At 57.5% G+C, this 23,982-nt stretch carries 23 protein-coding genes; 17 read left to right on the forward strand and 6 right to left on the reverse strand.

Annotated elements, in window-relative coordinates:
• Positions 1-43: 43 nt before the first annotated feature.
• A complete protein-coding gene (gene uraH / locus AAEZ03_RS13515) occupies positions 44-397 on the reverse strand; it encodes a hydroxyisourate hydrolase (protein ID WP_048371291.1) in 354 nt (117 codons plus the stop codon).
• Positions 398-773: 376 nt separating this feature from the next.
• Here uraH and puuE point away from each other — a divergent pair, with 376 nt between their 5' ends.
• The 10 genes from puuE (at position 774) to AAEZ03_RS13565 (ending at position 11,078) form a co-directional block, all read left to right on the forward strand.
• Complete coding sequence (gene puuE, locus AAEZ03_RS13520) at positions 774-1,703, forward strand: allantoinase PuuE (protein WP_350579303.1); 930 nt, start codon at positions 774-776, stop codon at positions 1,701-1,703.
• Positions 1,700-2,215 carry a 2-oxo-4-hydroxy-4-carboxy-5-ureidoimidazoline decarboxylase gene (gene uraD, locus AAEZ03_RS13525; protein ID WP_350579306.1) on the forward strand — a complete coding sequence of 172 codons (516 nt, stop codon included), beginning with the start codon at positions 1,700-1,702 and terminating at the stop codon, positions 2,213-2,215. Before puuE ends, uraD begins: the two co-directional genes overlap by 4 nt.
• A 61-nt stretch (positions 2,216-2,276) precedes the next feature.
• The gene (gene alc, locus AAEZ03_RS13530) at positions 2,277-3,272 is read left to right on the forward strand and encodes an allantoicase (RefSeq protein ID WP_123751594.1); all 996 of its coding nucleotides are present in this window, start codon (positions 2,277-2,279) and stop codon (positions 3,270-3,272) included.
• A gap of 119 nt (positions 3,273-3,391) precedes the next feature.
• Positions 3,392-3,928, forward strand: a complete 537-nt coding sequence (locus tag AAEZ03_RS13535) for an ureidoglycolate lyase (protein ID WP_278939531.1) — start codon at positions 3,392-3,394, stop codon at positions 3,926-3,928.
• Between the two features lie 283 nt (positions 3,929-4,211).
• Positions 4,212-5,504 (forward strand): urate hydroxylase PuuD, encoded by a 1,293-nt coding sequence (locus AAEZ03_RS13540; protein WP_048371301.1) that lies wholly within the window; start codon positions 4,212-4,214, stop codon positions 5,502-5,504.
• Between the two features lie 80 nt (positions 5,505-5,584).
• The gene (locus AAEZ03_RS13545) at positions 5,585-6,949 is read left to right on the forward strand and encodes a nucleobase:cation symporter-2 family protein (RefSeq protein ID WP_048371302.1); all 1,365 of its coding nucleotides are present in this window, start codon (positions 5,585-5,587) and stop codon (positions 6,947-6,949) included.
• Positions 6,950-7,104: 155 nt separating this feature from the next.
• Complete coding sequence (locus AAEZ03_RS13550) at positions 7,105-7,890, forward strand: outer membrane protein OmpK (RefSeq protein ID WP_350579311.1); 786 nt, start codon at positions 7,105-7,107, stop codon at positions 7,888-7,890.
• A gap of 324 nt (positions 7,891-8,214) precedes the next feature.
• Positions 8,215-9,000 (forward strand): outer membrane protein OmpK, encoded by a 786-nt coding sequence (locus AAEZ03_RS13555; protein WP_350579314.1) that lies wholly within the window; start codon positions 8,215-8,217, stop codon positions 8,998-9,000.
• Positions 9,001-9,166: 166 nt separating this feature from the next.
• Positions 9,167-10,372 carry an MFS transporter gene (locus AAEZ03_RS13560; protein WP_350579317.1) on the forward strand — a complete coding sequence of 402 codons (1,206 nt, stop codon included), beginning with the start codon at positions 9,167-9,169 and terminating at the stop codon, positions 10,370-10,372.
• Positions 10,373-10,472: 100 nt separating this feature from the next.
• On the forward strand, positions 10,473-11,078 hold the full coding sequence (locus tag AAEZ03_RS13565) for a TetR/AcrR family transcriptional regulator (RefSeq protein WP_123751600.1): 606 nt from the start codon (positions 10,473-10,475) through the stop codon (positions 11,076-11,078).
• A 91-nt stretch (positions 11,079-11,169) separates the two neighbouring features.
• Here AAEZ03_RS13565 and AAEZ03_RS13570 read toward each other — a convergent pair whose 3' ends face one another.
• The 3 genes from AAEZ03_RS13570 to AAEZ03_RS13580 all read right to left on the reverse strand — a co-directional run bounded on the left by AAEZ03_RS13570 (position 11,170) and on the right by AAEZ03_RS13580 (position 13,614).
• A complete protein-coding gene (locus AAEZ03_RS13570) occupies positions 11,170-11,607 on the reverse strand; it encodes a hypothetical protein (protein ID WP_350579319.1) in 438 nt (145 codons plus the stop codon).
• A 33-nt stretch (positions 11,608-11,640) separates the two neighbouring features.
• Positions 11,641-12,474: a lipid II-degrading bacteriocin gene (locus tag AAEZ03_RS13575; protein WP_350579321.1), complete on the reverse strand. Its 834-nt coding sequence runs from the start codon at positions 12,472-12,474 to the stop codon at positions 11,641-11,643.
• Between the two features lie 699 nt (positions 12,475-13,173).
• Positions 13,174-13,614: a GlcG/HbpS family heme-binding protein gene (locus AAEZ03_RS13580; RefSeq protein ID WP_048371313.1), complete on the reverse strand. Its 441-nt coding sequence runs from the start codon at positions 13,612-13,614 to the stop codon at positions 13,174-13,176.
• 265 nt (positions 13,615-13,879) lie between these two features.
• On the opposite strand from AAEZ03_RS13580, the gene gcl reads away from it, so the two are divergent.
• From gcl to AAEZ03_RS13615, 7 genes are all read left to right on the forward strand, one after another.
• Complete coding sequence (gene gcl, locus AAEZ03_RS13585; protein WP_153327822.1) at positions 13,880-15,655, forward strand: glyoxylate carboligase; 1,776 nt, start codon at positions 13,880-13,882, stop codon at positions 15,653-15,655.
• Between the two features lie 57 nt (positions 15,656-15,712).
• Positions 15,713-16,495 carry a hydroxypyruvate isomerase gene (gene hyi / locus AAEZ03_RS13590; protein ID WP_350579324.1) on the forward strand — a complete coding sequence of 261 codons (783 nt, stop codon included), beginning with the start codon at positions 15,713-15,715 and terminating at the stop codon, positions 16,493-16,495.
• Between the two features lie 35 nt (positions 16,496-16,530).
• Positions 16,531-17,421, forward strand: a complete 891-nt coding sequence (locus AAEZ03_RS13595) for a 2-hydroxy-3-oxopropionate reductase (protein WP_123751605.1) — start codon at positions 16,531-16,533, stop codon at positions 17,419-17,421.
• 122 nt (positions 17,422-17,543) lie between these two features.
• Positions 17,544-18,434 (forward strand): urea transporter, encoded by an 891-nt coding sequence (locus AAEZ03_RS13600; protein ID WP_350579327.1) that lies wholly within the window; start codon positions 17,544-17,546, stop codon positions 18,432-18,434.
• Between the two features lie 39 nt (positions 18,435-18,473).
• A complete protein-coding gene (locus tag AAEZ03_RS13605) occupies positions 18,474-19,295 on the forward strand; it encodes an ion transporter (RefSeq protein WP_048390362.1) in 822 nt (273 codons plus the stop codon).
• A 93-nt stretch (positions 19,296-19,388) separates the two neighbouring features.
• Positions 19,389-20,390 carry a sulfate ABC transporter substrate-binding protein gene (locus AAEZ03_RS13610; protein ID WP_350579329.1) on the forward strand — a complete coding sequence of 334 codons (1,002 nt, stop codon included), beginning with the start codon at positions 19,389-19,391 and terminating at the stop codon, positions 20,388-20,390.
• 169 nt (positions 20,391-20,559) lie between these two features.
• Complete coding sequence (locus AAEZ03_RS13615) at positions 20,560-22,509, forward strand: DNA topoisomerase III (RefSeq protein WP_350579331.1); 1,950 nt, start codon at positions 20,560-20,562, stop codon at positions 22,507-22,509.
• 6 nt (positions 22,510-22,515) lie between these two features.
• Here the strand turns inward: AAEZ03_RS13615 and AAEZ03_RS13620 are convergent, their stop codons facing one another.
• Positions 22,516-23,358 (reverse strand): PhzF family phenazine biosynthesis protein, encoded by an 843-nt coding sequence (locus AAEZ03_RS13620; RefSeq protein WP_278938944.1) that lies wholly within the window; start codon positions 23,356-23,358, stop codon positions 22,516-22,518.
• Between the two features lie 109 nt (positions 23,359-23,467).
• Positions 23,468-23,857, reverse strand: coding sequence for a hypothetical protein (locus AAEZ03_RS13625; RefSeq protein ID WP_350579333.1), 390 nt, complete (start codon positions 23,855-23,857; stop codon positions 23,468-23,470).
• Positions 23,858-23,982 lie beyond the last annotated feature (125 nt).

Here is a 23,982-nt window from a genome sequence, read left to right on the forward strand (position 1 = left end):
TGTGAGCGGGCAAATCATCTACCACGATGCGAACTTTTAAACCCTAACTACCACGGTACGTCGAGTAACTGTACGGCGAGATCAGCAACGGCACATGGTAGTGATCCTGCTCGGCACTGATCCCGAAACGCAGCACCACCACATCCAGAAACGCCGGCTCCGGCAATTTCACACCCCGTGCGCGGTAGTAATCACCGGCACTGAACTGTACTTGGTAAACCCCTGAACGGTAGTCGTCACCCTGCAACAGCGGTGCGTCGCAGCGCCCGTCTTCGTTGGTCAAGGCACTCGCCACCAAGGTCAACTGGGCACCTTCAACGCGGTACAGCTCGACCTTGATCGAACTGCCCGGACATCCGTGCGCGGCATCTAAAACGTGTGTAGTCAAACGTCCCATTGAGTGTGCGACCTCCCCGACTCGGTGAATAAATTCGGTTGCCGTGCCTTCAGAGAAGTCCCGAAAGACACGGTGATGCGAAGATTAAGACACTTATTAAAAAAATTGTACACAATTAAAAATGCTATTTTTCGCGACACGTCTAACCTGAGGTTTGGAGACTATCAACGCTTAAAGACACGGCCTTTAGAGACTTTGTATTCAGAACCTGACCAATCAGGCAAGTTTTTTGCAAGTACCCTTCAAGCACAAAGCATGATAAAAATGCACAAATTCAGGGTTACAAATTTATTATTAAGTTGTATACAATCAAGTCATCGCAGAGACGCCAAGTCTGGCCAGTCGACTGTTAACACCCACAATAAGGAAGACTGTAGTGAGCGCTGACTACCCACGCGACCTGATTGGTTACGGTCCAAACCCTCCTCATCCGCACTGGCCGGACAACGCCCGTATCGCCCTGTCTTTTGTGCTCAATTACGAAGAAGGCGGCGAACGCAGCCTTCTGCATGGCGACAAAGAATCGGAAGCTTTCCTCTCGGAGATGGTCTCGGCGCAGCCGCTGCAAGGCGAGCGCAACCTGTGCATGGAGTCCTTGTACGAATACGGTAGCCGCGCAGGCGTGTGGCGGGTGCTCAAGTTGTTCAAGGAATTCGACATTCCGCTCACGGTTTTTGCCGTGGCCATGGCCGCGCAGCGTCACCCCGATGTGATCCGCCATATGGTTGCCGCCGGCCACGAGATTTGCAGCCACGGCTATCGCTGGATCGACTACCAGTACATGGATGAAGCGCTGGAGCGCGAGCACATGCTCGAAGCGATCCGCATCCTCACCGAAATCAGCGGCGAACGCCCGCTGGGCTGGTACACCGGCCGCACCGGCCCGAACACCCGTCGGCTGGTCATGGAAGAAGGCGGCTTCTTGTATGACAGCGACACCTACGACGACGACCTGCCCTACTGGGAACCCAACAACCCGACCGGCAAAGCGCACCTGGTGATCCCGTACACACTGGACACCAATGACATGCGCTTTACTCAGGCGCAGGGTTTTAACACCGGCGAGCAATTCTTCCAGTACCTCAAGGATGCTTTCGATGTGCTGTACGCCGAAGGCGCAGAGTCGCCGAAAATGCTTTCAATCGGCCTGCATTGCCGCCTCATTGGCCGCCCTGCGCGTCTCGCCGCCCTCAAACGCTTCATCGAGTACGCCAAAGGCCACGAACAGGTCTGGTTTACCCGCCGCGTCGACATTGCCCGGCACTGGCACGCCACCCACCCTTTTGTTGCCGAGACCGACCGATGAGCGCCTTCAAGACCCTCAAACCGTCCACCCTGAGCCGCGATGAGTTCGTCACGGCCTTTGCCGACATTTACGAGCACTCACCCTGGGTGGCCGAAAAGGCATACGACCTGGGCCTGGACGCCAGCATTGATCAGATCGACACCCTGCACCAGCGCATGAGCGACCTGTTATTGAGCGCCGAGCACGACCGCCAACTGGCACTGATCAACGCTCACCCGGACCTGGCCGGCAAAGCTGCCGTCCAGGGCCAACTGACCGAAGCCAGCACTAATGAACAAGCCGGCGCCGGTATTCACCAATGCACGGAAGAAGAGTTTCAGCGCTTCACCGAGCTGAACGAAGCCTACAAAGCCAAGTTCAAGTTTCCCTTCATCATGGCGGTAAAAGGCAGCGACCGGCACCAGATCCTCGCCGCGTTCGAAACTCGCATCCACAACCCGGCAGACGTCGAGTTCAAATGCGCGTTGGCAGAAATCAACAAAATAGCCCTGTTCCGATTACGCCAGCTCTAAGCCGAGCCGGCAGGTGCCGGTGACGTATCTCCAGCCACTTATTTAAAGGCAGACCAGAAGAATGAAAGCTTACGCCGTACCGTTCGAGAAGTTCGTCAACCTGGCCGACGCCCGTCTTGGCACCAAAATTGTTTCGGTGACCGATGACTGGTTCGCAGACGCCAACCGCCTGTTCCAGCCGACCCCGGCCGTGTGGAAGGAGGGCGTTTTCGATGACAACGGCAAGTGGATGGACGGCTGGGAGTCCCGCCGCAAGCGCTTTGAAGGCTATGACAGTGCCGTCATCCGCCTCGGCGTTCCGGGCTCTATCAAGGGCGTCGACATCGACACTTCATTCTTCACCGGTAACTTCCCGCCATCGGCCTCCCTCGAAGCCTGCTTTTTGGCTGAAGGCGAGCCGACTGAAAACACCCAATGGGTTGAAGTGCTGTCGGCGGTCGAGCTGCAAGGCAACAGCCACCACTACCACGAGATCACTAACGAGCAGGCGTTCAGCCACCTGCGTTTCAACATCTACCCGGACGGCGGCGTAGCGCGTCTGCGTGTGTATGGCGTGCCATTCCGTGACTGGTCTGCGCTGGGTGACAACGAACAGGTCGACCTGGCCGCCGCCCTGAATGGTGGCCGCGCCCTCGCCTGCTCCGACGAACACTTCGGCCGCATGAGCAACATTCTTAACCCGGGCCGTGGCATCAACATGGGCGATGGCTGGGAAACCGCACGTCGCCGTACCCCTGGCAATGACTGGGTCATCGTCGCACTGGGTCACGCCGGTGAAGTTGAAAAAATCATCGTCGACACCCTGCACTTCAAAGGCAACTACCCGGACAGCTGCTCGATCCAGGGCGCGTTCGTCAAAGGCGGTACCGACAGCCAGATCGAAACCCAGAGCCTGTTCTGGCGTGAATTGCTGCCGAGCCAAAAACTCGAAATGCACGCCGAGCACAGCTTCAGCGAGCAGATCAAAGCGCTGGGCCCGATCACCCACATCCGCCTCAACCTGTTCCCGGACGGCGGTGTAAGCCGCCTGCGTGTACTGGGCAAGGTCGCTAAATAAGGAAAACCCGATCGCGGGCAAGCCCGGCTCCCACAGGGAATGCATTTCAAATGTGGGAGCGGGCTTGCCCGCGATAGCAACACCACAAACACCACAGCAATCCAGATAAGAAGACCAACATGCGCACATTACAGATTGAACCGCTGACCAAAGAAGCCTTCGCCCCATTCGGTGACGTGATTGAAACCGATGGCAGCGACCACTTCATGATCAACAACGGTTCAACCATGCGCTTTCATCGTCTGGCCGAGGTCGAAACGGCTACGCCAGAGGACAAGGCGATCATCAGCATCTTCCGCGCCGAGGCGCAGGATATGCCGTTCACTGTGTGCATGCTGGAGCGCCATCCGCTGGGCAGCCAGGCGTTTATTCCGCTGCTCGGCAACCCCTTTCTGATCGTGGTCGCGCCCGTTGGCGATGCACCTGTATCAGGCTTGGTCCGCGCCTTTGTCAGTAATGGCAGGCAGGGCATTAATTACCATCGCGGCGTCTGGCACCACCCGGTGCTGACGATCGAAAAGCGGGATGACTTCCTGGTGGTTGATCGCAGTGGCTCAGGCAATAACTGCGATGAGCATTTCTTTAAAGAGGATGAGCGTTTGATCCTAGGGTCTGTTGACGTTTCATTGCGAGCCGCGTCGCTGGGTCAAATTTAGCCAGGCAAGGCGCAGGACGAAGGGAATGGTTGTTCCCTTCTCAAGTCCTGCAACGCAGCCTGGCTAAATTTGACACGCGACCCGAAGGGACGAAAGCCCACGTGGCGCAGGGCGGCGTTGCTCGAAGCTTATTGGGAACAACCAAACTACGCTTCTCGCGCCTTGCCCTGCACCACGTGGGCTTACGTCGCGGCCGCAATGAAACATCAACAGACCCTAGCCCCCCACCAATAAGAGAAGGTCTGCTCATTCACTCAAGAGTGACAGGCGAGAGGTAAAGACTGTGCAAGCACATCTGATGGAATGGCTGAATCTGGGCGTGCGCTGGATTCATATGATTACCGGTGTGGCCTGGATTGGCGCGTCGTTTTATTTTGTCTGGCTTGAGAACAACCTCAATCGAGCCAACCCCAAAGACGGCCTGTCTGGCGACTTATGGGCCATTCACGGGGGCGGTATCTACCACCTCGAAAAATACAAGTTGGCCCCACCGACCATGCCGGAGAACCTGCACTGGTTTAAATGGGAAGCCTACTTCACCTGGATGTCCGGCATCGCCCTGCTTTGCCTGGTGTTCTATTTCAACCCGGCGCTGTACCTGATCGCACCCGGCTCCAGCATGAGCGGCCCCGAAGCGGTTGCCATCGGTATTGGTTCGCTGATTGCCGGCTGGTTTGTCTACGATTTTCTGTGCGACTCTGCCTTGGGCAAACGCCCGGCACTCCTCGGTTTTATCCTCTTTTTGCTGCTGGTTGCCGCAGCGTTCGGCCTGAGCAAAGTGTTCAGCGGGCGCGGCGCGTATCTGCATGTCGGCGCCATTATCGGCACCATCATGGTCGGCAACGTGTTCCGCATCATCATGCCCGCCCAGCGTGCCCTGGTTGCAGCCATCAAAGAAGGCCGCACGCCCGATCCAACGCTGCCAGCCAAAGGCCTGCTGCGTTCGCGTCACAACAACTACTTCACCTTGCCGGTGCTGTTCATCATGATCAGCAACCACTTCCCGAGCACCTACGGCAGCCAATACAACTGGCTGATCCTGGCCGGGATTGCGGTACTCGCGGTGCTGGTACGCCATTACTTCAACACCCGCCACGACAGCCACAAATATGCCTGGACCTTACCGGTCGCGGCATTGGGCATGGTCTGCCTGGCGTATGTCACTGGCCCCAAACCTGCACCTGCAACGCCTGACGTGGCCAAGGTCATCAAATACCAACCGCTGCCAGAAACGGCTGTGGGCGGTGTTAAAGCAGCAGATGCCCCGCCAGCAGCAGCGCCCGCCCCTGCCGCTCCCGCCGCCCCGGTGGCCGGCGTTGACTTCGAAAAAGTCCACGCGGTGATCCAGGAACGCTGCACGGTTTGCCATTCTGCCTCCCCTACCAGCCCGCTGTTCAGCGTGGCTCCGGCCGGGGTGATGTTTGACACCGCGCAACAAATCCAACTGATGGCCCCGCGCATTCAAGCGCAAGCCGTCGCCACACCGATCATGCCGCTGGGCAACATCACTCAGATGACCCAGCAAGAACGCGACTTGGTCGGTGCCTGGGTCAACTCAGGAGCCCACATCAACTGACGCACACGGGTGGCCGCAAACCGTGGGCGGCCACCCACCACACCATTAGCTCACAACAATAAAAATGACCGAGGTGTTGCATGTCCGACTTAACCGAACCGCGCATACCCGCAGTAACCGCACCACCACCCATCCAGCGGCTACCGTTGTTGCAATTGATTCTGGTCGGTCTGCAGCACGTTCTGCTGATGTACGGGGGTGCTGTCGCCGTCCCCCTGATCATCGGCCAGGCAGCCGGTCTGAGTCGTGAAGAAATCGCCTTTCTGATCAACGCCGACCTGCTGGTGGCCGGCGTGGCAACCATCGTCCAGTCATGGGGCATCGGCCCCATGGGCATTCGCATGCCGGTGATGATGGGCGCCAGTTTTGCCGCCGTTGGCAGCATGGTGGCGATGGCCGGGATGCCGGGCATCGGCATGACCGGTATTTTTGGTGCAACCATTGCCGCCGGTTTCTTCGGGATGATCATTGCGCCGTTCATGTCCAAGGTGGTGCGCTTCTTCCCGCCGTTGGTCACCGGCACCGTGATTACCTCCATTGGCCTGTCACTGTTCCCGGTCGCCGTCAATTGGGCGGGCGGCGGCAGTACAGCAGCGCAATTCGGCTCACCGATTTACCTGTTTATTGCGGCGCTGGTGCTGGGCACCATTTTGCTCATCAATCGCTTTATGCGCGGTTTCTGGGTCAACGTTTCGGTACTGATCGGCATGGCACTGGGCTATGCCCTGTGTGGTGCCATCGGCATGGTCAACTTGCAAGGCATCGGCCTGGCGCCGTGGTTCCAGATCGTCACGCCGCTGCACTTCGGCATGCCTGAGTTCCATCTGGCACCGATCCTGTCGATGTGTCTGGTGGTGGTGATCATTTTTGTCGAGTCCACCGGGATGTTTCTGGCGCTGGGCAAGATCACCGACCAGGAAGTCACCCCACGCATGCTCCGTCGCGGCTTGCTGTGCGACGCCGGGGCTTCGTTTCTGGCGGGCTTTTTCAACACCTTCACCCACTCTTCATTCGCCCAGAACATCGGTCTGGTGCAAATGACCGGCGTGCGTTGCCGCTCGGTGACGATCATGGCCGGGATCTTCCTGATCACCCTCAGCCTGTTGCCTAAAGCCGCGTTCCTGGTGGCCTCGATTCCGCCTGCGGTACTGGGCGGCGCCGCCATTGCGATGTTCGGCATGGTTGCCGCCACGGGGATCAAAATCCTCCAGGAGGCCGACATTGCCGACCGCCGCAATCAACTGCTGGTGGCCGTCAGCATCGGCATGGGCCTGATCCCGGTGGTGCGCCCCGAGTTCTTCGCACACTTGCCACTCTGGATGGGCCCGATCACCCACAGCGGCATCGCCATGGCGGCAGTCAGCGCCGTGTCCCTGAACCTGCTGTTCAACGTACTGGGCGGCGCCGAGCGTGCAGCCATGAGCGGTCACGTGCATCAGCATTGATACGCGATGGATGAGTGTTTGTGTGGGAGCGGGCTTGCTCGCGATGAAATCGCTACGGTTTACCTGAAAAACCGCAGCGCCTGAATCGCGAGCAAGCCCGCTCCCACCCACCTGCCAATCTCTGGCACACACAATAATAAAAAAGGAAGCATCCCATGCACTGCAAACACTGGGGCGTCACGCTCGCGGGTGGGCTTTTGGCTGCAGGTCAGGCCATGGCCGGTGATCTGTTCTTGTGGCAAACCAACAGCCTCACCTACCTGTACGGCAAGAACTTCGCGATCAACCCGTCGATTCAGCAAACGATCACCTTTGAACACGCCAACAAATGGAAGTACGGCGACAACTTCCTGTTTGTCGACCGCATTTTCTACAACGGTAAAGCCGACCCCAACAAAGGCCCGCACACCTATTACGGCGAGTTCAGTCCACGGCTGTCGTTCGGCAAGATCTTCGACCACAAACTCGAGTACGGCCCCATCAAAGACGTGCTCCTGGCCATGACCTACGAATACGGCGAAGGCGACAGCGAGGCCTATCTCATTGGCCCGGGCTTTGACCTGGCGGTGCCCGGCTTTAACTACTTCACCCTCAACTTCTATCGCCGCCACACCGAAGGCCCACGCCCTGGCACGGGGGTTTGGCAAATCACACCGTCTTTCTCCTACACCATTCCCGTGGGCCGCTCCAACGTGCTGATCGATGGCTATATGGACTGGGTGGTCGATAACGACCAGAACTCACGCGGCACGTACCACGCCAACCTGCACTTCAACCCGCAGGTCAAATATGACCTGGGCAAAGCCCTCAACCTGGGCGAAAAGCAGCTGTATGTCGGCTTTGAATACAGCTACTGGAAAAACAAGTACGGCATCGAAAGCAGCAGCCGTCTGGACACCAACCAAAACACGGCCAGCGCCCTGATCAAAGTCCACTTTTAAGCCTTGCTGCGCCCGTGCAACAACAGCGCGCTTGAGTACCGACGCCAGAGTCAGTACTCTGCGCGGCCGCTCAAAGACGGGCGCTGTTTTAAAGCTGACTCTGAAGCCAACTTTATCGTTCAACCCAAGTATTTACGGCCTGCATTAGTCTCCCGCCACTCAACTGTTCACGGACAGCCGAGCGATGACTCTTTGCCGTAAAACAGGGTGTTCAAACGCCTTTAAGTTGACCGTAAAGACAAGTTTTAAAACAAAAGAACCAAGGTGCCGCACAGAGCGCCGAGTTCTACTCATGCAGCATTGATTAATTTTTGGAGCAACCGAATGAAGCGCATTCTGACCGGCCTGGTGCTTGCGGGGAGCCTGCTGGACGGTACAACGGCAGCCGCAGAAGACTTGCTGCAGTGGCAAACCAACAGCTTGACGTACTTGTATGGCAAGGACTTCCAGGTCAATCCCAAGATCCAGCAGACCTTGACTTTCGAGCACGCTGACAGCTGGAAATACGGTGATAACTTTCTGTTCGTCGACCGTATTTTTTACAACGGCAAAGAAGACAGTAACTTCGGCACCAACACTTACTACGGCGAGTTCACGCCGCGCTTGTCGTTCGGCAAGATCTTCGACCAGAAGTTTGAGTTTGGCCCCATCAAAGACGTGTTACTGGCCCTCACCTACGAGTTTGGCGAAGGCGATTCAGACTCCTACTTGATCGGCCCGGGTTTCGACCTGAATGTGCCCGGCTTCGACTTCTTCCAGTTGAACTTCTACAAACGCTACCCAGAGGGCAACCGCCCGGGCCGTGGCGTCTGGCAGATCACCCCGGTGTGGTCCTGGACCCAGCCCGTGGGCAACTCCGATGTGGTCATCGACGGCTACATGGACTGGGTGGTCGACAACGACCAGAACGCGCGCGGCACCTACCACGCCAACCTGCACTTCAACCCACAGATCAAATATGACTTGGGCAAGGCGTTGAACTGGAGCGCGAAGCAACTGTACGTCGGTATCGAATACGACTACTGGAAGAACAAGTACGGCATCGAAGACAGCGGTTCTTTCAAAACCAACCAGGACACCGCGAGCCTGTTGGTCAAGTACCACTTCTGATGCACCCGCTTCAGCCACTGCGTTCGCGTGGCTGAAGCCCTCCTCCCTGAGCAACACCCTCTCCTCATTGGCCACCTTTATTTGACATACGCCGCGCATGCGTATATTTCTGCATACGCCATGTATGTCAAAACACCTTTCTTACCTGCAACGTCACGGAGCTTGTATGGCCAACCCCTATCGCGAGATTTTCAGCGCCCCCGGCAGCAAAGCGTTTTGCGCCGCAGGCCTGATCGCCCGAATGCCCATATCCATGGCAGGTATCGGCATCATCACCATGCTTTCGCAGTTGCACGGCTCGTATTGGCTGGCGGGCGCTGTGGCGGCCACCTTTGCACTGGCCATGGCCCTGCTGGCACCACAAATTTCTCGCGCGGTTGATCGTTACGGGCAACGCCGGATCTTGCCGGGCGTGGCGGCGGTTGGCGTGTGCGCCATGCTTGCGTTGCTGCTGTGCAGCTACCTGAACGCGCCCGACTGGACGCTGTTTGTCTGCGCCGCCCTGGCCGGGTGCATGCCCAGCATGCCGGCCATGGTCCGCGCGCGCTGGAGTGAGCTGTATCGCGGCTCGCCCAAGCTGCACACGGCGTTCTCGTTTGAATCGGTGCTGGACGAAGTCTGCTTTATCATCGGCCCGCCCATTTCCGTGGGCCTGAGCGTGGCCCTGTTCCCCCAGGCCGGGCCACTGGCGGCCGCGATCCTGTTGGCAGTGGGCGTAACGGCCTTTGTCATGCAACACAAAACCGAGCCGCCCGTGCACCCGCGAACCCTGGAGAATGACGTCACAGTCTTGCGTCATGGCGCGGTTCTGGTGCTGATGATGGCCTTGATCGGCCTGGGCACCATTGTCGGCACCGTGGATGTGGTCAGCGTGGCCTTTGCCCAACAACAGGGTGAACCGGCGGCCGCGAGTATCGTCCTGTCGGTGTATGCGCTGGGTTCATGCCTGGCCGGGCTGGTGTTTGGCAGCCTCAAATTGAACATGCCCTTGCCCCGGCTGTTCCTGCTGGGCGCGTTGGCCACGGCAATCACCATGGTGCCGCTGATGTGGGCCAACAGCATCATCACCCTGGCCGCGGCCATGTTTGTCGCCGGCCTGTTCTTCGCCCCCACCCTGATTACCGCCATGGCGCTGGTCGAAAACATCGTCGCCCCGGCCAAGCTGACCGAAGGCCTGACCTGGATGATTACCGGCCTGGGCATGGGCGTTGCCCTCGGCGCGGTGGTCGGTGGCTGGGTGATCGATGCTTACGGGGCACCGGCAGGCTTCAGGGTGTCGTTGATCGCAGGTTTGGGCATGTTGCTGTTTGCCATCGCGGGCTACCGGCTGCTGCAAAACAGCACCTCGCAGCCCGGTAATGCGTTGGCCTGACGACTGGCGTACGACCACCTGCAAGCAGCTGTCTTGAGACGTTTGCAATCACGGTGCTACCATGCCCAACCGCCAAAACAGGCAAGGAAATACCGGGTTTATGAGTAGCATCCGCGAGCGCAACAAAGAACTGATTTTGCGAGCCGCCAGCGAGGAATTCGCCGACAAAGGGTTTGCCGCCAGCAAAACCAGCGACATCGCGGCCAAGGCGGGGGTGCCCAAGCCCAACGTCTATTACTACTTCAAATCCAAGGAAAACCTGTACCGCGAAGTGCTCGAAAGCATCATCGAGCCGATCCTGCGTGTATCTACGCCGTTCAACGCCGATGGCGAGCCGAACGAGGTGTTAAGCAACTACATCCGTTCCAAAATCCTGATTTCCCGCGAACTGCCGTTTGCCTCGAAAGTGTTCGCCAGCGAAATCATGCACGGCGCCCCGCACCTCAGTGAAAAACAGGTCGAACTGCTTAACGACCAGGCCAAACACAACATCGCCTGCATCCAGACCTGGATCGACCGCGGCCTGATCGCTCCGATTGACCCGCACCACCTGATGTTCAGCATCTGGGCCGCGACCCAGACCTACGCCGACTTCGACTGGCAAATCTCCGCCATCACCGGCAAAGCCAAGCTCGACGACAGCGACTACGAAGCTGCAACCCAGACCATTATTCGGCTGGTGCTTAAAGGCTGTGCGCCGGATTAAAGGCTACCTAAGCTCAAGGGTTCGATGCTTTTGAATTAAGCATCGATGCCTAGGACGAGTCTTTACCATTTTATACGTAACTTCTTCATAGTCATTTCATGGGGAGGGTCTGTTTAACTTTTATTACCGAATCTATCTGCCACATCAAATGCACCGCTAAGGCGACATATCCTAAAGCGGCACATAAAAAAAGAATGGAACTCCTCTCAAGAAAACTTGCCCACACAGCTGTACAACCAAAACAGAATAAAACAACAATTGCCAACAAGACCACAATGACCCATTTAATAAATTGGATTACTTGGATAAACCTGACCAAATATACAGCCAGACTGTAGATCAGAAGAATGAGCAGAAATGCCGTAGCCGAAGCACTCAACAGAAATATCGCCACAGGACCATCTCCAGAACCTTCTTCGCTCTGCCCATGAAAATAAAATGCCAACCAAGGAATCAATGAGACACTACAGAACAACATTACAAAACTTACAAATGTTTTATCCAACGAAAAACCATTAGTCGCTGACATAGCCACCCCCACATAACAAATCACGCCAACCAATTACCTTTGAATATTAATTGGAAGTTCTCCTTCTATGATAATTTCATAAGGTATTCCTTTTATAATCCTGTCTAGCTGTCGACCTCCAGCAGTGGCTTTCTCACCAATCTCAGAGCGGTGGGTACTTGCATTAAAATCATAGGTATCATGATATGCTCGCGCAACACCATCAAACGTTATTTGACCACCGCCCGTTTTATGCAGAGTACCTTCAATTTTTAGTGTGATATGCCCTAGCCATGCCCAAGTTATATGAGAATCCAATCCAGTGTTATACACAACCCTCTGCAACGAAACAGGCGAAGTACCCACTATTGCTGCGGCGAATAAGCTTTCTAGAGCTGGAATTTTTGTGCTCGATAATTTCAGCCCTAGCCGATTCAGGTTCGTGGTGACTGCAGCACCACCTCCTGTCATATAGTGCGACCACGCAGCAAATGGCGTAAGAACACCTCCAGACAATTCACGAGCATCTGAAATTTTCTTTCTGTACCCCCACCCCGACAATGCTTGAGATATTGCTTGCGCGGCTAAAGCATGAGGGTTTGAATTCATATATTTATCTGCAAGTGAGACTTTCAACATATCTACTTGCAAGTCCCATGTAGGAGCGTAACGCCACCCAATCTCTGTTTGCCTTACCACCTCCTCCATATGCATTATAATCATTTCCCTCCAATAACCTTGCGCGTAGTGTTGCAATCTACGTGGATGCAGAGCAACCAAAACAGCCGCAGGACTCTGCATTGGCGGAGCCCCTCCCGTATTAAACGAAGAAAACGCCGAAGATACAGCCCTAACATTCAATGCAGGCAAAGTAATACCGTTACTCATAACACCCTCCCGGGATGAAAAATCAATTAATCATTTGCACAATGCAAATTAAATTCAGATAATCATCCCGAGCAATACTTAGCAATGCGAGATAACCTACCAAGCCGTAGGAAACTTCTGATTTTAAAAAACCCGGATCAACAATAAAAAGCTATCAAAAAAATCACACAATACAAAAACATGATTTTTCCCACAAAAACATGAAACAAACTCTTGACTCCTAAAGCTTTATTACTCGCACCAACACACTAAGCTTATATTTTTCCCAAGCAGACCAATTTAGTCTGGCAAACTTCTGACCTGGCTTTAGACCCAAGAATCTGACGTCAAACTACGCTGACCTCACGCAGGCTTTCTGCAGGGGATGCTAAATTACGCGACACATGCAGATATTCATGATCGTGACGTGCTCTGTGAGAAATATTCGTGTCAGCACAAACCGAGTCATAGAAAGACTTAAAGCGAAAAGTTCAAGAGAATTCGATTATATGCATTTTCAAGTTGATGACTCTTCGTAAACAATGAAGGATCGATTGGGATCAGGTCGATTATCGGGGACCTACCAGGACTCCATCCGCAACTCTTTCCCACACTCATCGCACATAAAAACGTAGGAGCAGGCTTGCTCGCGAAAGAATCCCCCCTCGACCCAAGGGAGACCGGTTAATCTCCATCGCAAGCAACCCCGCTCAAACGTGATTAAGCCACCACTCCCGCATCCGCGCGCAGCCCTTGTCCTTCTATTGCACTGATGGCGCATTGCTCATCAATGTCTGAGGTATCGCCGCTGATACCGATCGCTCCCATTACCTTGCCCTGAGCATCGCGGATCAAGACGCCACCCGGCACCGGCACGATATCGCCTTGGCCCATGCCATTGAGCGCCGCGAAAAACGTCGGGCGCTGTTGCGCATCCAACGCCAATGCACGCGATCCCTTGCCCAGGGCAATCGCCCCCCAGGCCTTGCCAATCGCAATGTTGGGGCGCAACAGGCTGGCGCCGTCTTCACGCTGCAACGCCAGCAAATACCCACCCGAATCGAGTACCGCGACCGTCAGCGGGGATGCGTTGATGCTGCGACCCGCGTTCAAGGCTTGAGCCGCCAGGGTTAAAGCGACTTTCAAGGTTAAAGCACTCATGGTTGCCGTCCTTATTTTGTTATTGGAAGCCTTGCCCCGCCTGCTTCAGGCAGAACCAATGAGAGCAATAGAACACAAAAATACGTTTATTTGTATACAGTTTTTCAGATAACAAATTCCAAAAAACCTAAAACCTCCTGAAATAGAGCCTCCTAACCGTCTTGCCATGGATTAAACAAAAGCCATTGACCTGCAGGCCGGACCATGAATAAACTCAGCCACCAGCCACTTGTATACAATTATAAAACGTAAGAGGCACAATCAAATGAGCAAAATGAGAGCAATCGAAGCCGCAGTTTTGGTGATGCGTCGCGAAGGCGTTGACACCGCCTTTGGTATTCCGGGCGCCGCCATCAACCCGCTGTATTCAGCCTTGCAAAAAGTGGGCGGCATCGATCACGTCCTCGCTCGTCACGTGGAAGGCGCCTCGCACATGGCCGAGGGCTACACCCGGACCAAGGCCGGCAACATCGGCGTGTGCATCGGCACCTCAGGCCCTGCGGGCACTGACATGGTGACCGGCCTTTACAGCGCCTCTGCCGATTCGATCCCGATTCTGTGCATCACCGGCCAAGCACCACGGGCGCGTCTGCATAAAGAAGACTTCCAGGCCGTGGACATCACCAGCATCGTCAAGCCGGTGACCAAGTGGGCAACCACCGTGCTCGAGCCGGGCCAGGTGCCTTACGCCTTCCAGAAAGCCTTTTATGAAATGCGCTCCGGGCGCCCTGGGCCCGTGCTGATTGACCTGCCGTTTGATGTGCAAATGGCTGAAATCGAATTCGACATCGACGCCTACGAACCCCTGCCGCTGGCCAAGCCTTCGGCCACCCGGGTACAGGTCGAAAAAGCCTTGGCCATGCTCGACCAGGCCGAACGCCCGCTGCTGGTCAGCGGCGGTGGCGTGATCAACGCCGACGCCAGCGCGTTGCTGGTGGAGTTCGCCGAGTTGACCGGCATCCCGGTGATCCCGACCTTGATGGGCTGGGGCAGCATTGCCGACGATCACCCGCTGATGGTCGGTATGGTCGGCCTACAAACCTCGCACCGCTACGGCAACGCCACCCTGCTCAAATCCGACGTAGTGCTGGGCATCGGCAACCGCTGGGCCAACCGCCACACCGGTTCGGTCGAGGTGTACACCGAAGGCCGTAAATTCATCCACGTGGACATTGAGCCGACGCAAATCGGCCGCGTTTTCACCCCGGACCTGGGCATCGTTTCTGACGCAGGCGCAGCCCTCACTGTGTTCCTGGAAGTGGCCCGCGAATGGAAAGCCGCCGGCAAGCTGAAAAACCGCAGCGCCTGGCTGCAAGACTGCCAACAACGCAAAGCCACCCTGCACCGCAAGACTCACTTCGACTCCGTGCCGGTCAAGCCGCAACGCGTGTACGAAGAGATGAACCAAGTGTTCGGCAAAGACACCTGCTATGTCAGCACCATCGGTTTGTCGCAGATTGCCGGTGCGCAGTTCCTGCACGTTTACAAGCCACGCCACTGGATCAACTGCGGCCAGGCCGGGCCATTGGGCTGGACTATTCCGGCAGCGCTAGGCGTGGTCAAGGCCGACCCGAACCGCAACGTTGTAGCCCTGTCGGGTGACTATGACTTCCAGTTCATGATCGAAGAACTGGCCGTGGGCGCGCAATTCAACCTGCCGTATATCCACGTGGTGGTGAACAACTCCTACCTTGGCCTGATCCGTCAGGCACAGCGTGGATTCGAAATGGACTACTGCGTGCAGCTGTCTTTCGACAACCTTAATGCCCCAGAACTGAATGGCTACGGCGTCGACCACGTCGCCGTGGTCGAAGGCCTGGGCTGCAAAGCGCTGCGCGTATTCGAACCGGCTCAAATCCAGCCTGCACTGCGCAAGGCGCAAGACATGCTCAAAGAGTTCCGCGTACCGGTGGTCGTAGAGATTATTCTGGAGCGCGTGACCAACATCTCGATGGGCACCGAAATCAACGCCGTCAATGAATTTGAAGATCTGGCGCTGGTGGGTAACGATGCACCGACCGCCATTTCAATGCTCGATTAACCCCTAAGCCCTAGCCCTCTCCTGCGTGGAGAGGGAACAAAAAAGCAGGAGTTCACCATGCCGCGTTTTGCCGCCAACCTGTCCATGCTGTTCACCGAACAGGATTTCCTTGTCCGTTTCCAAGCGGCTGCCAACGCTGGTTTCCACGGCGTTGAATACCTGTTTCCGTACGACTACAGCGCTGAAGAAATCAAACATCACCTGGAAGCCAACAAACTGACCCAGGTGCTGTTCAACCTGCCCGCCGGCGATTGGGCCAAGGGCGAGCGCGGGATTGCCTGCCACCCTGACCGGGTCGAAGAATTCCACGCAGGCGTCGACAAGGCCATCGCCTACGCCAAAGTACTGGGCAACACGCAGATCAACTGCCTGGCCGGGATTCGCCCACAAGGCGTAGACGACGCCACCGTCGAAAGAACCTTCATCAGCAACCTCAAGTACGCCGCCGACAAACTGCAAGCGGTGGGCATCAAGCTGGTGATGGAAGCGATCAATACCCGCGACATTCCGGGCTTTTACCTCAACAACACCGCGCAGGCACTGGCTATTCAGGACAAGGTCGGCAGCGCCAACCTGTTCCTGCAATACGACATCTATCACATGCAAATCATGGAAGGCGACCTGGCGCGCACCATGCAAACGCACCTGGCGCACATCAACCACATCCAGCTGGCCGACAACCCCGGTCGCCATGAGCCGGGCACCGGCGAAATCAACTACCGCTTCCTGTTCGACCACCTCGACAGCATCGGCTATGAGGGCTGGGTGGGTTGCGAGTACAAGCCGCTGACCAGCACCGAAGCCGGGCTGGTGTGGCTCAAGACGCATAACGCGGTGTAAGAGTTGTTTATCCAATAAAAACAAGAGGATTTGTCATGGCTAAAATCGGATTTATCGGCACCGGGATCATGGGTTCGCCTATGGCCAGCAACCTGCAAAAGGCCGGGCACAGCCTGTTCTTGTCGACCCATCGCGGCGCAGCACCTAGCGATCTTCTGTCGGCTGGCGCCATCGCCCTGGCCAGCCCGAAAGAAGTCGCGCAGGAAGCCGAATTCATCATCATCATGGTGCCCGACACCCCGCAGGTCGACGAAGTCCTGTTCAGTGAAAACGGGATTGCCGCAGGCCTGAGCCCGAACAAAGTGGTGATCGACATGAGTTCGATCTCGCCCACAGCGACCAAAGCCTTCGCCGAAAAAATCAACGCCAAAGGCGTGCAATACCTCGACGCGCCGGTGTCTGGCGGTGAAGTCGGTGCCAAGGCCGGCACCCTGAGCATCATGGTCGGCGGCGACGAAAAAACCTTCGAACGCGCCCTGCCCCTGCTGCAAAACATGGGTAAAAACATCACCCTGGTCGGCGGTAATGGCGACGGCCAAACCGCCAAAGTGGCCAACCAGATCATCGTCGCCCTGAATATTCAGGCCGTGGCCGAAGCCCTGGTCTTTGCCGCCAAAAACGGCGCGGACCCGGCCAAGGTTCGCGAAGCCCTGATGGGCGGCTTCGCCTCTTCGAAAATCCTCGAAGTACACGGCGAGCGCATGATCAAAGGCACCTTCGATCCGGGGTTCCGCATCAGCCTGCACCAGAAAGACCTCAACCTGGCGCTGGCTGGCGCCCGCGAGCTGGGGATCAACCTGCCCAACACCGCCAGCGCCCAGCAAGTGTTCAGCACCTGCGCCGCTCTCGGTGGCGGCAACTGGGACCACTCGGCGCTGATCAAAGGCCTGGAACACATGGCCAACTTCTCCATTCGCGACAAATAACCTCTGCGGTCCACCCACCGTAGGAGCTGCCGCAGGCTGCGATCTTTAGTTTTTTAAAACGATCGCAGCCTGCTGCACTTTCTGCGGGGCATTCGTTCACCCTCAAGAAAGTTGATTGCGCCATGACTCATTGCCCCGACTGGGCCACGGCCCTGTGCAATGGTTTCAGCCAAGTCTTCCTGCAACGTCACCCACTCTGCGGCGTGTTGTGCCTGCTGGCCATTTTCGTCAGCGCTCCTGCGCTGCTCGGCGGGGCGTTGCTCGGTGCAGTCGCAGGCTTGCTGACGGCACAACGTCGCGGCTACGCCAAAACCGAACGTCAGGCCGGGCTCTACTGCTACAACGGTGTGTTGCTGGGGCTGCTGCTGAGCCATCAATTGCCGTGGTCAGCCATGCTGCCACTGTTGATCATCGCCAGCGCCGGGATCAGCAGCATGGTGGTGCATCAATGGCTCAAACGTGCCACTCACCCCCATAGTGTGATGATTTACACCGCCCCTTTTGTCGCCATCGGCTGGGTACTGCTCACCCTGCAAGGAACACCGGAGTACAGCGTTGAGCCATATGCCCTCAACGCCTGGACGCTGCTGCAAGCCCTGTTCAAAGGGATCAGCCAAGTCATGCTGCTAAATCACCCGGTCGCCGGGCTGCTGATTGTTATCGGCTTGTGCCTGAGCCACTGGCGGGCGGCCCTGTGGGCGCTGACCGGCTCACTCGCCGGGCTGCTATGGAGCCTCTACCAACAAGACACCGGGGCCGCACTCAACGGGCTGGCTGGCTACAACCCGGCGCTGGCAGCATTGGCCTTGAGCCAGCAAGGGGGGCGAATCTGCAAGCCGTTGCTGGGCATCGTCGTGACCTTGGCCCTGGCGCCAGGCTTCAGTGCGCTGGGGCTGCCTCTTTTAACCGCGCCCTTTGTGCTCAGTTGCTGGGTTATCGGTGGCGGTGTTCGTCTGTTAAGCCGCAAGTCCGCTGACAGTGAAGCGCAAAGCAGGTTGCGCATCGAACGTTAATACCCGAATCTTCTGGGTTTTGGGTATCGAGCGATCTACATGAATAATCAGGATTGGCGTCAGCGCCTGTACGTGATGGTGTTTCAGTCTGACACCCCCGCCGGGCGCCGTTTCGATACCACCCTGCTGCTGATCATCATGGCGAGCCTGGTGGTGGTCATCCTCGACAGCATCAACAGCATTCACCTGCAATACGGCGACCTGCTGGCCTATATCGAATGGGGCTTCACCTTTGTGTTTGCCATCGAATACGGCCTGCGCCTGTACTGCTCACCCAAACCCCTGCGCTACGCGTTCAGCTTCTATGGGCTGGTGGACTTGCTCGCCATCGTGCCGGGGATCCTGGCGATTTATTACAGCGATGCGCAGTACCTGTTGATTATTCGCGTCATCCGCATGCTGCGGATCTTCCGGATCCTCAAACTGTTGCCCTACTTGAGTCAGGCCAATTACCTGCTCTCGGCCTTGCGCGGCAGCAAACAGAAAATCATCGTGTTCCTGGTCGGGGTTTCTACCCTGGTCACCGTGTTCGGCACCTTGATGTACGTGGTAGAAGGCCCGGATCACGGTTTTACCAGCATTCCGGTCAGCATCTATTGGGCCATCGTGACCCTGACCACCGTCGGCTATGGCGACATCGTCCCGCAGACCATTCCCGGGCAAGTGATCTCGGCCATGGTGATGATCACCGGCTACTCAATCATCGCTGTGCCCACCGGTATTTTTACCGCCGAACTGGCCAACGCCATGCGCGGTGAACAGCTGGAGCACACCTGCACCACCTGCAAAAAAGCCCAGCACGAGGCCTCGGCGTCTTTTTGTTCCCGGTGTGGTAATGCGCTGTTCGTCAAAAACGTATAAACAAAGTGCTTTTTAATCTTTTAAGGACTATGCGCCACCCGCTATAGTCGCTGGCATATTGCCTCTTTTGCTCCCTATAACAAGGAATACGCAGTGAAAAAACTCTTTAGCGCCTCCTTATTGGTCGCAGGCCTTGCACTCAGCAGCCTGGCCCACGCCGACAACAAACCGATACTCAACGTGTCTTACGACGTGATGCGCGACTTCTACAAAGACTACAACCCTGCGTTCCAAAAGCACTGGGAAAAAGAGAAGAACGAAAAGCAGCCTGTGCAGATGTCCTTCGGCGGTTCCAGCAAACAAGCACGTGCAGTGATCGACGGCCTGCAGGCTGACGTGATCACCATGAACATGGCCACTGACATCAACGCCCTCGCTGACAACGGCAAACTGGTCCCGGAAAACTGGGTCACCCGCCTGCCGGACAACAGCGCACCGTTCACCTCCGCCACCGTATTTATCGTGCGTAAAGGCAACCCGAAAGGCCTGAACGACTGGCCTGACCTGCTCAAGGACGGCGTACAAGTGATCGTGCCCAACCCGAAAACTTCGGGTAACGGCCGCTACACCTTCCTCTCGGCCTGGGGCTATGCGCAAAAACACGGCGCCGATGAAGAAAAAGCCAAAGAGTTTGTCGGCAAACTGTTCAAGCAAGCGCCTGTGCTGGACACCGGCGGCCGTGCTGCCACCACCACGTTCATGACCAACCAGATCGGCGACGTGCTGGTGACTTTCGAAAACGAAGCAGAAATGATTGCCCGCGAGTTTGGTCGTGACCAGTTCGAAGTGATCTACCCAAGCGTTTCTGCCGAAGCAGAGCCGCCAGTGACCGTGGTCGATAAAGTCGTGGATAAAAAAGGCACCCGCGCCGTGGCCGAGGAATACCTCAAGTACCTGTGGTCGCCAGAAGGCCAGGAAATTGCTGCCAAAAACTACCTGCGCCCACGCGACCAGGCGATCCTGACCAAGTACAACGACCGCTTCCCGAAAGTCGACTTCCTGTCGGTTGAGAAAACCTTTGGCGACTGGCGTGAAGTGCAGAAAAAATACTTCAGCGATGGCGGCGTCTTCGATCAGATCTACAGCGGCCAATAACCCCACGCCCGCGTAGAAGCGAGCTTGCCTCGCGATCTTTTGACGTTCTGAAAGCTCGCGAAGCAAGCCCGCCCTCACCACCTGTACAAAAACACAGTAAAAACGCTTGATCTCCAGCCAATGACTGCCCATGCTGCACCTCTTCTGCGATGCATGAATGAGTGGAGCTATGCGGCTGTTTCTGTGTGAAAAACCTTCCCAGGCCAAAGATATTGCGGCCGTGCTCGGCGCCAGCCGACGCGGTGATGGCTGCTGGGTGGGCCCCACTGCAACCGTCACCTGGTGTATTGGCCACCTGCTCGAAACCGCCCCGCCAGACGCCTACGACGAGCGCTACAAGCGCTGGGTGCTGGCCGACCTGCCGATCATCCCCGACAAATGGAAGATGCGGGTCAAGCCCAAAACCGCCAGCCAGTTCAAAGCCGTCAAACGCCTGCTGGGTGAGGCCAGTGAACTGGTGATTGCCACCGACGCCGACCGCGAAGGTGAAATGATCGCCCGCGAACTGGTCGAGCATTGCCGCTATCGCGGGCCTATCCAGCGCCTGTGGTTATCCGCACTGGACGACGCCTCCATTCGCAAAGCCCTGGCGGCACTCAAGCCCGGCGCCGAAACCTTTAACCTCTACCACTCTGCGCTGGGCCGCTCGCGGGCCGACTGGCTGATCGGCATGAACATGAGCCGCCTGTTCACCCTGCTCGGGCGCAAGTCCGGCTATCAGGGGGTGTTGCCGGTCGGTCGGGTGCAAACCCCGACCCTGCGCCTGGTGGTCGACCGTGATCGCAGCATCAGCGACTTTGTGCCGGTGGCGTACTGGGCGATCGATGTGCAACTCAGGCACGACGAGCAACTGTTCACCGCGCAATGGCGGGCCGATCCCGACACCTGTGACGATCAGGACCGCTGTCTCAATCAGGCCCACGCGCAACAGGCTGCTGCCGCCATCAGCAACGCCCGCCACGCGCGGGTCAGCAAATTGCACACCGAGCGCATGCGCGAAGTCGCGCCGTTGCCCTTCGACCTTGGCACCCTGCAAGAAGTGTGTTCAAAAAAACTCGGCCTCGGCGCGCAAGAAACCCTCGACGTCGCCCAGGCGCTGTACGAAACCTACAAGGTCGTGACTTATCCCCGCAGCGATTGCGGCTACCTGCCGCTCAGCCAGCACAGCGAGGCGGCCTCCATACTGGCCGCCCTGCGCCAGGCCGACCCCAGCCTTGCGCCACTGGCCGGGCACCTCGACCCGCAACGCCGTTCACGGGCCTGGAATGACGCCAAGGTCAGCGCCCACCACGGCATCATCCCCACGGCAGCGGCGAAGAACCTCGAACGCCTGAGCGGCAAACACCGCGCTGTCTACACCTTGATTCGTGCCCGCTACCTGGCGCAGTTTCTGCCTAACCATGAATACGACCGCACCCAGGCTGATTTCGACTGCGCGAGCCAGCACTTGCGGGCCGTCGGCAAGCAAATCGTCGAACCCGGCTGGAAGCGCGCCCTGCCCGAAGCTTTGGCCCCGGCCAAAGGTCGCGAAGCCCCGGCCCCGCAACCCTTGCCGACCTTACGCGAAGGGCTTGATTGCGCGGTTGCCAACGTCAACCTCAAAGACCTGTGGACCCAACCGCCCAAGCCGTTTACCGAAGGTGACCTGATCAAGGCGATGAAAAACGTCGCCAAACTGGTCCAGGACCCGCGACTCAAGCAAAAGCTCAAAGACACCACCGGCATCGGCACCGAAGCCACCCGTGCCGGGATCATTCAAGGCTTGCTCGATCGCGGCTACCTGATCAAAAACGGCAAGGCGCTGGCCGCCACGCCTCCGGCCTTCAGCCTGATCGACGCGGTGCCCCGCGCCATCGCCGACCCCGGCACCACCGCCATTTGGGAACAGGCTTTGGACATGGTGCAAAGCGGCGAAATGTCCCTTGATATCTTCGTCGCCAAGCAGGCTGCCTGGATGAGCAAACACATCGAGCGCTGCAGCGGCATGAGCATGACCATCAGCGGCCCGGCCAGCCCGGCGGGCGTCACACCGCCCTGGAAGAAAAAACGCAAAAGCCCGGCCAGCAAGGCCAAGCCCAAGCCCAAGCCCAAGCGCATCACAAAAGCTAAAAGTGCCTGATGGGGGTCAAAGGCTCAGCGTGCCAGAGATACAGGTCACCGCAGCGCCACCGACCCAGATGTCCTCGCCGACCTGCTCGATGAACACCCGCCCGGCCCGCCCCAAGGCCGTGCCCTGGCTGGCCACATAACGTTGCGGCGCCAAGCCGTCAGCAATCAACCATTGCGCCAAGCCTGCGTTCAAACTGCCGGTGACCGGGTCTTCCTGCATCCCGTCGCCCGCCAAAAAGGCCCGCACTTCAAACTGCGCCTCAGCGCCATCACGCTCAGCCGACCAAGGCGCCACCACACCCAAGGCCAGACCGTGTAATTGCGAGTAGTCCGGCTTCAGCGCCAGCACCTGCTCGCGATCCGCCAGCAGCAGCGCCAACCAGCCCGGCCCGTTATCGACCCAGCGCGCTTGCTGCACAGCGTGCGGCTCAATGCCCAAGCCTTGGCACACACGCTGCAACAACGCCTCATCGACCGGCCCAGTACGCAACAGAGGCGGCGCGGTAAAGGCCAATTGCCCTGCGTTGCGGCGGATCCGGATCAGGCCTACCGCACACTCCTGAATGATCTCCTCACCACGCGGCTTGCCACCGGCTTCGAGCCAGGCGTGGCAACTGCCCAAAGTAGGGTGCCCGGCAAACGGCAACTCGCGCAGGGTAGTAAAAATCCGCAGCCGATAATCCGCCTCGGGGTTTTGTGGCTTCAGCACAAACGTGGTTTCACTGAGGTTGGTCCAGCGCGCAAAATCGGCCATTTGCTCATCGCTCAAACCGTCGGCATTCAACACCACCGCCACCGGATTGCCCTTGAGGGCCACCGTGCTAAATACATCAACTTGCTTGAAATCGAAGAGACTCATGGCGGGTTCCTTGTGTAGTGAATGGGCCATCCTACCGCTATGCAGGCGCGTTTTTTTCAAAAGATCGCAGCCTGCGGCAGCTCCTACAAAAGGTAGGTAATCCTAGGCGTTACTTGAACTGGCGGCTCAACCCCGGCGGTACGCCGCTGGTATCGGTTTCTTCCCAGGGCCCGTTCGGGCTGATCCCGCGGCTCCAGCCGTTGTCCCAGCGGTAGTAGGTGCGCTGGCGATAGAAGATGTTGCTCTGGTCATCCAGCACATACACGCCCAAGCGGGCGTCCCAGTGGCTCGGGCCGCCCGGTGGCGGGGCGAAGGTGGCCGAGGTGCGCGGCAACGGTTTGGGCGGCTGCGGGATGGGCATGTCCGGCAGCGGCTTGTCCGAGGGTTGCGGGATCGGACTGGGTGGCGTAGGCGGCGTGGATTCGTACGGTTGATGAACCGAGCAAGCACTCAGGCCGATGGCCAGGCTAAGCAGGGTGATTCGAGCAAATACGGCCATAACGGGGTCTCGTGCAAGTCCTAAGGACCTGTGGGAGCGGGCTTGCTCGCGATGCAAACGACGCGGTGTATCTGTTACACCTTGCCGATCTCATCGCGGGCAAGCCCGCTCCCACAGATTTGGCC

Source organism: Pseudomonas sp. HY2-MNA-CIBAN-0224 (assembly GCF_040310285.1).
GTDB lineage: Bacteria > Pseudomonadota > Gammaproteobacteria > Pseudomonadales > Pseudomonadaceae > Aquipseudomonas > Aquipseudomonas helleri.